The organism is Streptomyces sp. NPDC054932 (assembly GCF_053610205.1).
Map to the genome: position 1 here is coordinate 65,433 of NZ_JBSGXU010000016.1, position 12,785 is coordinate 78,217.

Below are 12,785 nucleotides of genomic sequence, written 5' to 3' on the forward strand. Positions count from 1 at the left end.
TTCAACAAGGTGCGTTGTGCCAGTCGTTCCGCGCAGTGGGGCGGCGTGCTCAGGCACGCCTGCGCCCCGAGTGCCCGCAAATGCACCGCGAGCCCTGTTTTGGGCAGGTACTGGCTTCGATCGGAGATTCTGCAGCACGACCGGGGTCTTGCCGCAAGGCCCCTGGTGCGCTATATCTTGAGAGTGGCAAGAGGCGCTTTTCCCCTCTTGCCTTTTCTTTTGCCCTCTGCCGTGCTGTGCCCGCGCCGCGTGAGAACGCCGCCCGGGAACACCGCGGGGAGCGGCTGGTGCGTGGGGACAACGCAGCGGGGGCGACCGCCCTGTGGTCGCCCCCGCCTGTTCACCGCGGCTCAGAAGTCACGCGCCGTTCCGATGGTTCAGAACTGCAGCGCCCAGGAGTCGATCTTGCCGGTGTCGATGTTCGCGTTGTCGTTCACCCGGAGCTTCCACGATCCGTTGGCGACCTCGGAGGAGGCGTTGACGGTGAAGCTCTTGATGATGTTGTCCGCGCTGCCGCCCGTGCGGTTGTGCAGGTTGTAGACGGTGCCGTCGGGCGCGATCAGGTCCACCTTGAGGTCGGCGATGTAGGTGTGCTTGATGTCGACCGCGACGGTCAGCGCCGCCGGGGCGTTACCGGCGACCCCGCTGACGGTGACCGGCGACTCGACGGTCGCGTTGTCGTTGATCGCGTAGTCGGCGGTGTTCTCGAAGCGCTTGCCCGGCGGGACCGTGCCACCGGCACCGACGTTGAGGAGCAGGTTCGGCGAGCCCGTGCCGGGGCCGGTCACCACGTTCGGGGTCGCGGCGGCGACCAGGCCGTCGCGCACCTGGACGGGGGTGCTGCCCGGGTTCTGCGACAGGTAGAGCGCCGCTGCGCCGACCACGTGCGGGGTGGCCATCGAGGTGCCGGAGATGGTGTTGGTCGCGGTGTCTCCGGTACCCCACGAGGAGGTGATGGAGGAGCCCGGCGCGAAGATGTCCAGGACGGAGCCGTAGTTGGAGTAGCTCGCCTTGGCATCGGTGTTGGTGGTCGCGCCGACGGTGATGGCCTCGGCCACCCGTGCCGGGGACTTCGTCGATGCGTTCGTGGACTCGTTGCCCGCGGCGACGCCGTACGTGATGCCGGAGGCGATGGAGTTGCGCACGGCGGTGTCGAGCGCGGAGTCGGCGCCGCCGCCGAGCGACATGTTGGCGACGGCCGGCTTGACGGCGTTGGCGGTCACCCAGTCGATGCCCGCAACGACCTGGGCGGTCGTACCGGAGCCGTTGTTGTCGAGGACGCGGACGCCGACGATCTTGGCCTTCTTGGCCACGCCGTACGCACCGCCCGCGACGGTGCCGGCCACGTGCGTGCCGTGGCCGTGGCCGTCCTGGGCGGTGTTGTCGTTGTCGATGGCGTCGTAGCCGTAGGTGGCGCGGCCACCGAAGTCCTGGTGGGTGATGCGGACACCGGTGTCGATGATGTAGGCGGTGACGCCCTGGCCGGCCTGGTCGGGGTAGGTGTAGCTCTGGTTGAGCGGCAGCGCACGCTGGTCGATGCGGTCGAGGCCCCAGGACGGCGGGTTCGGCTGGGTCGCGTCGACGGTGAAGACACGGTTCTGCACGACCGACTTGACCGCCGGGTCGGCGGCCAGCTTCTTGGCCTGCGCCTCGGAGACCTCGACGGAGTAGCCGTTGAGGGCGGCGCTGTAGGTCTTGTCGATCCGCGCGCCGTACCGCTTCGCGACGGCCTTGCCGCTGTCGGCGGTGGACCGGGCCGCGGAGTCCTTCAGGGTCACGATGTAGCTGCCGGAGACGGTTCCGGCGGCACCGGCGTTCTCGATGACGCCCTGCGCGCCGCCGTCGGCCGCGGATGCGGGTAACGCGGCGGCCGCGCCGAGCGCGAGGGCCACGACGGCGGTCGCGCTGATGCCGGCGATCCTCCGGCGGGTGTGACGCATCACGGACATGTGGGGGGTCCTCCTCATGGGTGGTGCACTGCGGGGATGAGACGACGACCCGTAGGACATGTTCATGACAATGAGTCCAACAGGCGGCCGCCTTCGAAAGGTTGACCCACCTCCGGCTCACCCACAAGAGGCCGACGGACGCGTAACATCCTTGCCATGCCCCGGCCATGATTCAGCAAAGACGTGACGCACATGACGCGGGCACGGACCGGTCGGACCGTCCCCGGGACGGGGCGTGCGCCGACGCGCGGACACTGCACTCGCACTGCCCCGACCACGGTGGCCCCTGGGACCTCGATTTCACGCCGGATCCGGCCGCGGTGCCGCAACCGGCCGCCGAGCCGGACTCGCTCCCGGCGGTACGGGCCGGTGCCGCCCCTGCCTGGGCCGTTCTCGGTGTCGTTGGCGGAGGGGCGCACTCCGCCGGTTCCGCGGGCTGGGCGGGTTCACGCCAAGCCGGCTTCCCCGTGCCGATCCCGTCGTTCGCGGACCGGGGCCCGCAGAGGCTCTCGGCAGCGGCCCACGCGGGCGGGTCCGGAGCGGGCCACGGCGAGCGGCGGAGTCGCTCGGGGCTCCGGCGGAGGCGTCCGGAGCCCCGGCCGGGCCGAATTGTGAAACTTTCGTGCGGGGGCTCGGCCCTTCCCCCTGCGCGGCACGGCGTGGCCTCCCCCGGCCGGGGGAGGCGGGTCCCTCCGACGGGGGATGTGGCCGGTCGGAGGGACCTTCGAAGATGGAATTCCTGCTGGTGGAAAGGGGTTCCGGGGTGGAGCGGTGGGATCGGGTCGGGCGGAGAGCGGCCTACGGGGCGGCCTTGGCGCTGTTGCCGTACTTACTGATCAAGGTTTCGTGGGTGGCCGGCTCGCTCATGGGGGTGCTGCCGGTCGGCAGTGGCTTCGGCAAGGCGCAGTGGGTGGTGCTCAACACCGTCACGATCGGCATGGCGGCGATCGGGATCGCGTTGGGGCTCGCTCTGGTGCGGCCGTGGGGGATGCGGATACCGGGAGCGGCCGTCGTGTTCTGCGCGTGGGTGGGGTCGGGTTTCCTCGTTTCGATACTGCCGTTCGCCGTGCTCGGATCGCTCCTGGACGCGGGCGGGCCACCGGCCGGCGGCGCGGATCCGGCCGCACCGGCCGCGCCGGCGGATCCGGCCATGCCGGTGTGGGAGGGCGTACTGGTCCAGTTCAGCTTTCTGGGAATGGGGCTGGGGCTGGCCCTCGCGGTCCCCGCGTATCTGAGGCGGCGCTGGCCGCAGGCGTTCGCCGGGCGGGTCGGCGACGGCCCGCGCACGGCGCCGCTGTGGGCGGCCGCCCTCGGTACGGCGGTCGGACTGGCCTGGCTCTACTGGGCGGCCGGAGGCACGGTGGGAATCGCGCGCCCGGCGGAGCGGATCACGGACTGGTACGTGCTGGGGGCCGTCTCCGGGTTCTGGGCACTCGCCGGATCCGTCGCCGCCGGGATGATCGCCCGGACGCGGCCTGCCCGGTTGCCACGGTGGTTGCCGCTGGTGTTCGGCTGGGTGGGGTCGGGGTCGCTGTTCGCGTGGAGCGGCTGGAAGCTGCCCATCACGCTTTACATGGCATGGGCGGAACCGGTTGGCGCCGGCCGGCCCGAGGAACCTGTCGTCGCGATGGTGCTGCATCTCTGCGCGGTGGTGGCGGGCGCTGCGATGCTGCGGACACTCGTCCGCGGGATCCCCGGCGCACCCGGTCCGGGCGTGCCGGCAGGGCCTGGAGCAGCCGTCAGGTCCTGAGGTGCCGCCACTGGTCGCGGTACTCCTCGCCGCAGGACGCCTGCACCGCGGGACGGGCCGCCTCGCGCCCCTGCACCACCAGGCACTTGGTGTTGACGGTGCTGCGCAGCATGAAGTGCCCGGCCCCGGGGCCCCTCCCCCCGGGCGCCGGATCCGCGGCCCGGTCCGGGGCGGGCCGGGTATGGTCGCACCGACGAGGGGAAACCGATGACTTCAAGCACACCCGCAGCGGCCGGAGCCTTCTCCATCGGCGGTGAATTCCCGGTGTCCCGGCTCGGGTTCGGCGCCATGCGCCTGCCGACCGGAGCCGGTGCCGCGAGGGACGGCGCGATCGTGGTCGCCCGGCGCGCGGTCGAGCTGGGGGTCGGTCTGATCGACACCGCCCACCTCTACGGGTGGGGAGCCAACGAGGAACTCCTCGCCGAGGCCCTGCACCCTTACCCCGACGGCCTGTTGATCACCACCAAGGTGGGAGTCGTGCGGAACGACGGCCCCGAGGGCTGGAGCTACGACGCACGTCCGGACAGCCTGCGCGAGCAGGTCGAGCACGGACTGCGGCGGCTCCGTACGCAACGGATCGGTCTGCTCCAACTGCACCGGATCGACCCGGAGGTACCGGTCGCCGAACAGGTGGGTGCGCTGCGCGACCTCCAGCAGGAAGGGAAGATCGGGCACATCGGGCTGTCCGAGGTCACCGCCGCGCAACTCGCCGAGGCCCGGCGGACGGCCGAGATCGCGAGCGTGCAGAACCGCTACAACCTGCTGGACCGGGAGTACGAGCCCGTCCTGGAAGCGTGCGAGGCCGCCGGGATCGCCTTCCTCCCCTGGCGTCCCGTCGCCGCGGCAACACCCGCCCGCGCGATGGAACTTGATGCCATCGCCGCTGAAGCCGGCGCGACGACACCGCAGCTCCTGCTCGCCTGGCTGCTCGCCCGTTCCCCGGTCGTGGTACCGATCCCGGGCACGGCCTCGCTCGCCCATCTGGAGGAGAACGTCGCCGCGACGGACCTCCGGCTCAGCCGGGCGCAGCGGGCCGCCCTCGACCGTTTGGCCGTCTGACCGGCGTCCGGACCCCCGGTGCAGAGGCTGTCTAGAGGGGCGGACGCTGCGGGGTGCTGGCGACGCCGGACGCCCGGCCGCTCAGTTCGGCGTCGAGGGTCTGCTGGGCCGTGCGCATCGATTCGGCGTACTTCGGCTCGGCCATGCGCTGCCATGCCTGGTCCGGAGCGACCTCCTCGACCCGGCTCATCACCCACCAGATGTTGCCGAAGGGGTCCCTCACCCGACCTCCGCGGTCTCCCCACGCACTGTCGGCGGGCTCGGTGATCACCCGGGCTCCGTGAGCGACGGCAGCGGCCATCGCGGCGTCCGCGTCGGGCACGTAGACGCGCAGCAGGGAGGGCATCACCGGCCAGTCGGGCCGTCGGTCGAAGGCCAGCACGACCGTGTCGCCGACCCGGATCTCGCCGTGGCCGATGCTGCCGTCCTCGACCGACACCCGTGCGATCTCCTCGCCGTCGAAGGCCGCGGTGATGAAGTCGAGCAGTGCTCCGGTGTCGTCGGTGACGACCCACGGCGCGACGCTGGTGTAGCCCTCGGGTGCGGAGTGGTCCTGGTTCATCGGCCTCGTCCTCTTCCGTCGCTCCTCGTGACATCACCACCGTAGGCACGAATGAGGTCAGTTCCTGTCCTCCTTCGGGTGTGGATCCCGGACGTGTCGACGCGACCGGGTGTGTCGGTGGTGGCCGGGGTGCCTTCCGTCCGGCACGGTGGGCGCGGGCGGTGGCCGCCGCGTCCCGTGCGGCGGCCGCGCAGCGTGCGGGAGAGGTTCGCATGACCGAGAACGGCAGTTCCCCGACCAGCCGCCGCGCCCTCCTGCTGGCCGCCGGATCGGCCGGGGTCGCAGCGCTGACGGCGGCCTGTTCCGGCCCGGCCGGGACCCGAGGGGCGGCAGGGCAGCCGTCCGCGTCATCGTCCCTCTCACCGTCGCCGTCGCCCGGGGGCAGCACCCCGGCCTGTGTCCTCGCCGTGAAGGCGGGAGCCGGCCCGTACTACCTCGATCTGGACCGGGTCCGCTCGGACATCACGGAGGGCCGCAAGGGTGTGCCGTTCCGGCTGGACGTGACCGTGGTGCGGGTCTCGGCGGGCTGCCGGCCGGTCGCGGACGCCGCCGTCGACGTATGGCACGCCGACGCCTCGGGCGCCTACTCCACGGGCGGGGCCACCTTCCTGCGCGGTACGCAGGTCACGGACGGCGCCGGCCGCAGCACGTTCCGCACGATCGTGCCCGGCTGGTACGCCGGACTGGCACCGCACATCCACTTCAAGGTGCGGCCCGACAGCCGGACCGAGACGACCTCGCAGTTCTTCTTCCCCGAGGACCTCCTGGTGAAGGCGTACGCGCGCCCGCCGTACACCGACCGCCGCGCGCCGAAGCACCCCAATGCCCGCGACAGCCGCTACCGCGCCGCCGGAGCCGCGATGACGCTGGCCCTCGTCCCCGACGGTGACGGCTACCGCGCCGCGTACACCGTGGGAATCGCCTGACCTCAGAGCGTCGGAGCGTCAGAGCGCGAGGCCCTCGATGAGTTCGGCGCCGGGGAGCTGCGCGAACAGCTTCCCGGGGGCGATGAGCTTGCCGCGGCGGCGTCCGCTGCCGACGAGCACGTACGGCATGTCGGCGACCGCCGCGTCCACCAGGAGCGGCCAGCCCTCAGGCAGGCCCAGCGGGGTGATGCCCCCGTACTCCATGCCCGTCAGTTCCACGGCCGTCTCCATCGGCGCGAAGGAGACCTTGCGCGCACCCAGGCGGCGCCGGACGGCCCCGTTGACGTCCACCCGGCCGCCCGAGGGCACGAGACAGGCGGCGAGGGTGACCTCGCCGCCGCGCTTGGCGGCGACCACCACGCAGTTCGCCGACTGACCGAGCAGTTCCTGACCGTAGTGCGCGACGAAGGCTCCGGTGTCGGCGATCGCGGGGTCGGTGTCCACGTAGAGGATCTGCTCGGCGGGCACGTCCCCGGCCCAGCCGCCGACCGCTGCGGCCACGGGCGGGGTGAGTTCCGCAAGGCAGTCGGGTGCCGGCAGGGCGTTGTCGAAGGGCCCGATGGGAGCGCGCATGCCCGCACGCTAACACGGCCCCCTCACGCCCCTGGGGGCCGTCCGCCCGCGCCCGTCACCGGGTGAGCGGGGTGTCGCCCGACCCGTCAGCCGACCTGGATCCCGATGACGCAGGTGTCGTCGTCCGTGTCGGACCGGCTCTCGGCGAGGAGCCGGTCCAATTGGCGGTCCAGGTCTCCGGCGCAGGCGGCCGCCGCGTTCACGAGGTGACCGAGGGAGTCCTGCACCGAGGAGTCCCGCCGCTCCACCAGGCCGTCCGTGAACATCAGCAGGGTGTCGTCCTGTTCGAGCTGCACCTCCCGCTCGGCGTACGTCACCTCGGGGAGGGCGCCGAGCAGCAGCCCCTCGATGAGCGGGAAGGCCTCGGCCTCGCCGCCGCGGACGAGTACGGGCGGCAGGTGCCCGGCCCGCGCCCACCGCATCACCCTGGTGCGGGGGTCGAAGAGTCCGCAGACCGCGGTGGCCGTCACGTGCTTGGCGAGGTGGTGGGTGACCGTGTTCAGCCAGGAGAGCAGCTGGGCGGGGCCCGCTCCGGTCACTGCGAGGCCGCGCAGGGCGTTGCGCAGGACGACCATGCCGGTGGCGGCCTCGATGCCGTGTCCGGCGACGTCGCCCACGGACAGCATGATCAGCCCGGAGGGCAGGACCACGGTGTCGTACCAGTCGCCGCCGACGAGCGACTCGGTCTCCGCGGGCCGGTAGCGGACGGCCACGCGCAGGCCGGGCGCCTCGATGGCCGGCGGGGTGGGGGGCATGATGGCGTGCTGGAGCTGCAGGGCGAGCCGGTTGCGTTCGGCGGACTCGGCCTCGCTGTGGGCGAGTTGGTCCCGGGTCGCGGCCAGGGCGACCTCGGTCCAGTGCTGCGCGGAGATGTCCTGGTAGGCGCCGCGGACGGCGTGGAGCCGCTGGTCGGCGTCGAGGACGGGCTCGGCGACGACGCGGATGTGGCGGGTGATCCCGTCGGACCGCCGGAGGCGGAGATTGACGGATGCCGGACGCCGGTAGCGCAGCACGGCGCGCAGGAAGCGGCCGAGGGCGGCGGAGTCGTCGGGGTGGGCGTAGCCGGGAAGTTCCCGCAGCCGTACGGGCGGTGCGGTGGCCGGGAGTCCGTGGAGCGCGTACAGCTGCGCGTTCCAGGTGGTCTCGCCGGTGCTGAGGTTCTCCTCGAAGCCTCCGATCCGGCCCAGTCGCTGGGCGTGCTGGAGGAGGTCGGCCAGTCGCGCCGTCTCGTCCTCGACGCGCCAGATCAGCAGGACGGCCGCGCCGTGCCGGCTGACGCTGATGTCGGCGACCGAGGTGAGGGGGATCTGGTCGACGAGCGCGGTCAGGCTCATGCGTTCGGCGCGGAAGGGCTCACCCGTCGCGTGGACGTGCTCGACGATGTCGAACAGTCCTCTCTCGCCGGCCGCCATCGGGTAGGCCTCCAGCAGCAGTGCTCCGTTCACGTCGCCGCGCCGGCGCCCGGCGGGGTCGACGAACCTGCTGCTGGCATGGCGGATGCGGAAGTCGGTCAGCCGGCCCTCGGGGTCGAGCACCGGGGTGAGGACCACGGCGGGATCGTGCAGGCCCTCGGCGAGGTCGATCAGCTCGACGACGTCCGGGAGCACCGCTTCGGGGATGCCGGGATCGCCGGGGGGTGCGGCGTCCATGGTGCGGGCGCACAGTTCGGCGAGGGCTTCGACCTGGCGCTCGATCTGCGGGGGTTGCGGTGCCAGGGGCTGCGGCCAGCAGATCTCCAGGACTCCGTGTATCCGTCCGCCGGTCCCGGCGGGTACGGCCATCCGTCCGCCGTCGGGCCATTGCAGGTGGCCGATCGAGGGAAGTCCCTCGCGGTTCAGGCGGGCGAGCGCGACCAGGCGGCGCTCGCGCAGCGCGAGCCGGGCGACGGTGGAGACACCGGGGGGCACGTGGCACCAGCGGGCGGCCTCCCCGGGCATGAACCCGGCGTGCCCCGCGAGGGCCAGGGAGCCGTCGGGGGCCGCGCTCCACACGGCGACGGCGACCGCTCCCAGGGGCCCCAAAGCGTTGGTCAGGAGGGACCCGGCCACCGCCTGGGTGTCGGCGGCCGCGGCCAGGACCCCGCTCTCGGCGGTGCGCAGCCGTACCGCGACGGCGGTGGACCGCTCGGCGGGTTCCGGGGTGCCGGTGCGCTCGACGAACTCGGCCGCGACCTCACTGACGTGGTCGTGGGCAGCCTGGTTGACGATGTCGGCGGCGAGTTCGAGCGGGGACAGTCCGGTCTCGCGGGACAGTTCGTCGAGCTGCCGGGCCGCAGCGGCGGGGGTGCAGCTCAGCTGTCCGATCAGGATGCCCTTGGCCAGCTCGACCAGGGCCCTGCCGTCGGCGGCGGCCTGCGCCTCCCGCACCTCGCGGCGCAGCCGTTCGACGGTGGCGACCAGGCGCCCCAGGGGTGTGGGGGCCTGGTGCGGGGCGGCGCCGCGGCACGGCTCCCCGACCACCGCTTGCGGCGACCGCGCATCGTCGTGCTGCTGTGTGTCGGGGGTGCTCACCGTGCTGCCGGCTCCTTGCTGTGACGGCCGTGGCCCGGTGGGGCGGGCCACGGGGGACGTGCTCGGGCGGACGGGGCGGTGGGGGTGGCCGGGGCGGTGGGGGCGCACGGGGTGGACGGAGCGGTCTGAGCGGGCGGGGCGACCTGAGCGGCCGGTGCGGCGGTCATGCGGTGAGCCAGTGCCGGACGCGGGCGATGAGGTCATCGGCGTCGACCGGCTTGGTCACGTAGTCGCTGGCTCCCGCGGCGAGGCTCTTCTCCCGGTCGCCCGGCATGGCCTTGGCCGTGACGGCGATGATGGGCAGCCCCGAGTAGGCCGGCATGCGCCGGATCTCGGCGGTCGCCGCGTAGCCGTCCAGTTCGGGCATCATCACGTCCATCAGGATCAGGTCGACGCCCTCGTTGCGGGTGAGCGTCTCGATGCCCTTGCGCCCGTCCTCCGCGTGGAGGACGCGGATGCCGTGCAGTTCCAGCACGCCGCTGAGGGCGTACAGGTTGCGCGCGTCGTCGTCGACGACGAGGACGGTGCGTCCGGCCAGGCCGTCGTCGAGCACGTGCGTGGTCTGCCGGCGGTCCGCCTCCCCGTGGGCGAGGGGCAGTACGTCGCCGGGCCGGTCGGCGGACAGGTGCAGCACGATGCGTTCCCGGAGCTCGTCCAGGCTCGACAGCAGTTCCAGCCGGCGTGACACGGCCCGTTCCCGCAGCGCCCGCTCCTGCCCGGTCTTCAGGCGGGGGTTGTTGTGCGCGAGGACCGGGAGGGAGGAGAGCGCCGGGTCCCCGTCGAGCGCGTCGAGGAAGCGCAGGGCCTCGCCGTCCGGCATGTCGAGTTCGAGGACGACGCAGTGGAAGGAGTTCGACGCCAGGGCGGCGGCGGCCTCCAGCGAGCTCGTGGCATTGACCACCTGGAGGCCCTCGCGGTGGTCCCCGGGCGGCTGGTGGCCGGGGGCGAAGTCCCGGTCGGCGCTCTCGGCGACGAGGGAGAGCAGGCCGTTGGGACGTTCCTCGATCACCAGCAGCCGGCGGGCCTGGCGCTGCGGCGGAACGGGGGTGACGGCCGGGCCCGCGCCGCCCACCGGAGCGGAGGGTCCGGCGGCAGTGGACCGCCGGGCCGCCGCGGGGGTGTCGGTGGCGGGTTCGTCCTCGTAGTCCTCCCGGCTCACCGGCAGGTAGAGGGTGAAGGTGCTGCCCTGCCCCGGTGTGCTCTCCGCGGTGACGGCGCCGCCGAGCAGTTGGGCGATCTCGCGGCTGATGGAGAGGCCGAGGCCGGTGCCGCCGTACTTGCGGCTGGTGGTTCCGTCGGCCTGCTGGAAGGCTCCGAAGACGGACTCCAGCTGCTGTTCGGGAATCCCGATGCCCGTGTCCCGTACCCGGAAGGCCAGCATGGGCGCGCGGCCGGTGAGCCCGGCGGGGACCTCGGGGCCCGCGGCCGGTTCGATCCGCAGCTCGACGCCGCCGCGCTCGGTGAACTTGACGGCGTTGGAGAGCAGGTTGCGCAGGATCTGGCGCAGCCGCGCATCGTCGGTGAGCAGGTCGGCCGGGGCGTCGGGGGCGGTGGTGACGGTGAAGTCGAGGCTCTTCTGCGTGGTCAGCGGGCGGAAGGTGGCCTCGACGTACTCCAGCAGCTGCGGCAGGTGCACCCGCTCGGGGTTGATGTCCATCTTCCCCGCCTCGACCTTCGAGAGGTCGAGGATGTCGTTGATCAGCTGCAGCAGGTCGGAGCCCGCCGAGTGGATGACGCCCGCGTACTCGACCTGCTTCGGGGAGAGGTTGCGGGTCGGGTTCTGTGCGAGCAGCTGGGCGAGGATCAGGAGGCTGTTGAGCGGTGTCCGCAGCTCGTGGCTCATGTTGGCCAGGAACTCCGACTTGTACGTGGAGGCGCGCGACAACTGCTGGGCGCGGGTCTCCAGTTCCTGCCGGGCCTGTTCGATCTCCAGGTTCTTGGCCTCGATGTCGCTGTTCTGGCTGGCGAGGAGGGCCGCCTTCTCCTCCAGCTCCGCGTTGGAGCGCTGCAGTTCCACCTGCTGGACCTGCAGTTCCTCCGAGCGGGCCTGGAGCTCCCCGGTCAGCCGCTGGGACTCCTCCAGGAGTTCGTCGGTGCGGGCGTTGGCGACGATGGTGTTGACGTTGACGCCGATGGTCTCCATCAACTGGCCGAGGAAGTCGCGGTGCACGGGGGTGAAGGCGGAGAAGGAGGCGAGCTCGATCACGCCCAGGACCTGGTCCTCCACCACGATCGGCAGGATGATCAGGCTGCCCGGGGTGGTGTGGCCGAGGCCCGAGGAGATGACGTAGTCGCCGGGGACCCGGTCGGTGGCGATGATCCGGTGGCTGCGTGCGGCCTGCCCGACCAGGGACTCGCCGAGGGCGAAGCCGACGCCCAGGGCGGTGCCGGCGGGGCGGCCGTAGGAGCCGACCAGGGTGAGTACGGTGCCGTGGCGTCCTTCTTCGGCGAGGTAGAAGGCGCCGTACTGGGCGGCCACCAGCGGCGTCAGCTCGTCCATGACGAGCTCGGCGACGACGGCGAGGTCCCGGTGGCCCTGCATCAGGCCGGAGATGCGGGCGAGGTTGGACTTGAGCCAGTCCTGTTCCTGGTTGGCCCGGGTGCTCTCGCGCAGCGAGCCGACCATGGAGTTGATGTTGTCCTTGAGTTCGGCGACCTCGCCCGAGGCGTCGACGGTGATCGAGCGGGTCAGGTCGCCCTCGGCGACCGCGCTGGCGACCTCGGCGATGGCCCGGACCTGCCGGGTCAGGTTGCCGGCCAGCTCGTTGACGTTCTCGGTCAGGCGCTTCCACGTGCCGGAGACGCCCTCGACCTCGGCCTGGCCGCCGAGCCGGCCCTCGCTGCCGACCTCGCGGGCGACCCGGGTGACCTCGGCGGCGAAGGCGGAGAGCTGGTCGACCATCGTGTTGATGGTGGTCTTGAGCTCCAGGATCTCCCCGCGCGCGTCCACGTCGATCTTCTTGGACAGGTCGCCGTTGGCGACGGCCGTCGTGACGAGGGCGATGTTGCGGACCTGGCCGGTGAGGTTGTTCGCCATGGAGTTGACGTTGTCGGTGAGGTCCTTCCAGGTGCCCGCGACGTTGGGCACCTGGGCCTGGCCGCCGAGCCGGCCCTCGGTGCCGACCTCCCGGGCCACCCGCGTCACCTCGTCGGCGAACGCGGACAGGGTGTCGACCATCGTGTTGATGACGCCGGCCAGTGCGGCGACCTCGCCCTTCGCCTCGACCATGATCTTCTGCGAGAGGTCGCCGCGGGCGACGGCCGTGGCCACCTGGGCGATGGACCGCACCTGGCCCGTCAGGTTGGACGCCATGACGTTGACGTTGTCGGTGAGGTCCTTCCAGGTGCCGGAGACGCCCTTGACGTCCGCCTGGCCGCCCAGCCGGCCCTCGGTGCCGACCTCCCGGGCCACCCGCGTCACCTCGTCGGCGAACGCGGAGAGCTGGTCGACCATCG

At 72.3% G+C, this 12,785-nt stretch carries 9 protein-coding genes; 3 read left to right on the forward strand and 6 right to left on the reverse strand.

What is annotated here, in order from left to right; all coding sequences use genetic code 11:
- Positions 1–377: 377 nt before the first annotated feature.
- On the reverse strand, positions 378–1,949 hold the full coding sequence (locus ACWGE1_RS07210) for a S8 family peptidase (protein ID WP_453419553.1): 1,572 nt from the start codon (positions 1,947–1,949) through the stop codon (positions 378–380).
- A 730-nt stretch (positions 1,950–2,679) separates the two neighbouring features.
- Here ACWGE1_RS07210 and ACWGE1_RS07215 point away from each other — a divergent pair.
- Positions 2,680–3,699, forward strand: coding sequence for a hypothetical protein (locus ACWGE1_RS07215; protein ID WP_453419554.1), 1,020 nt, complete (start codon positions 2,680–2,682; stop codon positions 3,697–3,699).
- On the opposite strand, the gene ACWGE1_RS07220 is transcribed toward ACWGE1_RS07215, so the two are convergent.
- The gene (locus ACWGE1_RS07220; protein WP_453419555.1) at positions 3,689–3,811 is read right to left on the reverse strand and encodes a hypothetical protein; all 123 of its coding nucleotides are present in this window, start codon (positions 3,809–3,811) and stop codon (positions 3,689–3,691) included. The two genes, ACWGE1_RS07215 and ACWGE1_RS07220, sit on opposite strands and share 11 nt — an antisense overlap.
- Positions 3,812–3,906: 95 nt before the next feature.
- On the opposite strand from ACWGE1_RS07220, the gene ACWGE1_RS07225 reads away from it, so the two are divergent.
- Positions 3,907–4,758: an aldo/keto reductase gene (locus tag ACWGE1_RS07225; RefSeq protein WP_453419556.1), complete on the forward strand. Its 852-nt coding sequence runs from the start codon at positions 3,907–3,909 to the stop codon at positions 4,756–4,758.
- Between the two features lie 31 nt (positions 4,759–4,789).
- On the opposite strand, the gene ACWGE1_RS07230 is transcribed toward ACWGE1_RS07225, so the two are convergent.
- Positions 4,790–5,320, reverse strand: a complete 531-nt coding sequence (locus tag ACWGE1_RS07230) for a VOC family protein (protein WP_453419557.1) — start codon at positions 5,318–5,320, stop codon at positions 4,790–4,792.
- Between the two features lie 212 nt (positions 5,321–5,532).
- Here ACWGE1_RS07230 and ACWGE1_RS07235 point away from each other — a divergent pair, with 212 nt between their 5' ends.
- Entirely contained in the window at positions 5,533–6,246 is a 714-nt protein-coding gene (locus ACWGE1_RS07235; RefSeq protein ID WP_453419558.1) for an intradiol ring-cleavage dioxygenase, read from the forward strand.
- Positions 6,247–6,264: 18 nt separating this feature from the next.
- On the opposite strand, the gene ACWGE1_RS07240 is transcribed toward ACWGE1_RS07235, so the two are convergent.
- From ACWGE1_RS07240 to ACWGE1_RS07250, 3 genes are all read right to left on the reverse strand, one after another.
- On the reverse strand, positions 6,265–6,819 hold the full coding sequence (locus ACWGE1_RS07240) for a YbaK/EbsC family protein (RefSeq protein ID WP_453419559.1): 555 nt from the start codon (positions 6,817–6,819) through the stop codon (positions 6,265–6,267).
- 86 nt (positions 6,820–6,905) lie between these two features.
- A complete protein-coding gene (locus ACWGE1_RS07245) occupies positions 6,906–9,533 on the reverse strand; it encodes a SpoIIE family protein phosphatase (protein ID WP_453419560.1) in 2,628 nt (875 codons plus the stop codon).
- On the reverse strand, positions 9,493–12,785 hold a 3,293-nt coding region (locus tag ACWGE1_RS07250), incomplete at its 5' end, for a response regulator (protein WP_453419561.1). The genes ACWGE1_RS07250 and ACWGE1_RS07245, both read right to left, overlap by 41 nt.

Bases quoted from the DNA above. Each gene is read 5' to 3' on its own strand.
- ACWGE1_RS07210 (WP_453419553.1), bottom strand. From the start codon at position 1,949: ATGTCCGTGATGCGTCACACCCGCCGGAGGATCGCCGGCATCAGCGCG.
- ACWGE1_RS07215 (WP_453419554.1), top strand. From the start codon at position 2,680: ATGGAATTCCTGCTGGTGGAAAGGGGTTCCGGGGTGGAGCGGTGGGAT.
- ACWGE1_RS07220 (WP_453419555.1), bottom strand. From the start codon at position 3,811: ATGCTGCGCAGCACCGTCAACACCAAGTGCCTGGTGGTGCAGGGGCGC.
- ACWGE1_RS07225 (WP_453419556.1), top strand. From the start codon at position 3,907: ATGACTTCAAGCACACCCGCAGCGGCCGGAGCCTTCTCCATCGGCGGT.
- ACWGE1_RS07230 (WP_453419557.1), bottom strand. From the start codon at position 5,320: ATGAACCAGGACCACTCCGCACCCGAGGGCTACACCAGCGTCGCGCCG.
- ACWGE1_RS07235 (WP_453419558.1), top strand. From the start codon at position 5,533: ATGACCGAGAACGGCAGTTCCCCGACCAGCCGCCGCGCCCTCCTGCTG.
- ACWGE1_RS07240 (WP_453419559.1), bottom strand. From the start codon at position 6,819: ATGCGCGCTCCCATCGGGCCCTTCGACAACGCCCTGCCGGCACCCGAC.
- ACWGE1_RS07245 (WP_453419560.1), bottom strand. From the start codon at position 9,533: ATGACCTCATCGCCCGCGTCCGGCACTGGCTCACCGCATGACCGCCGC.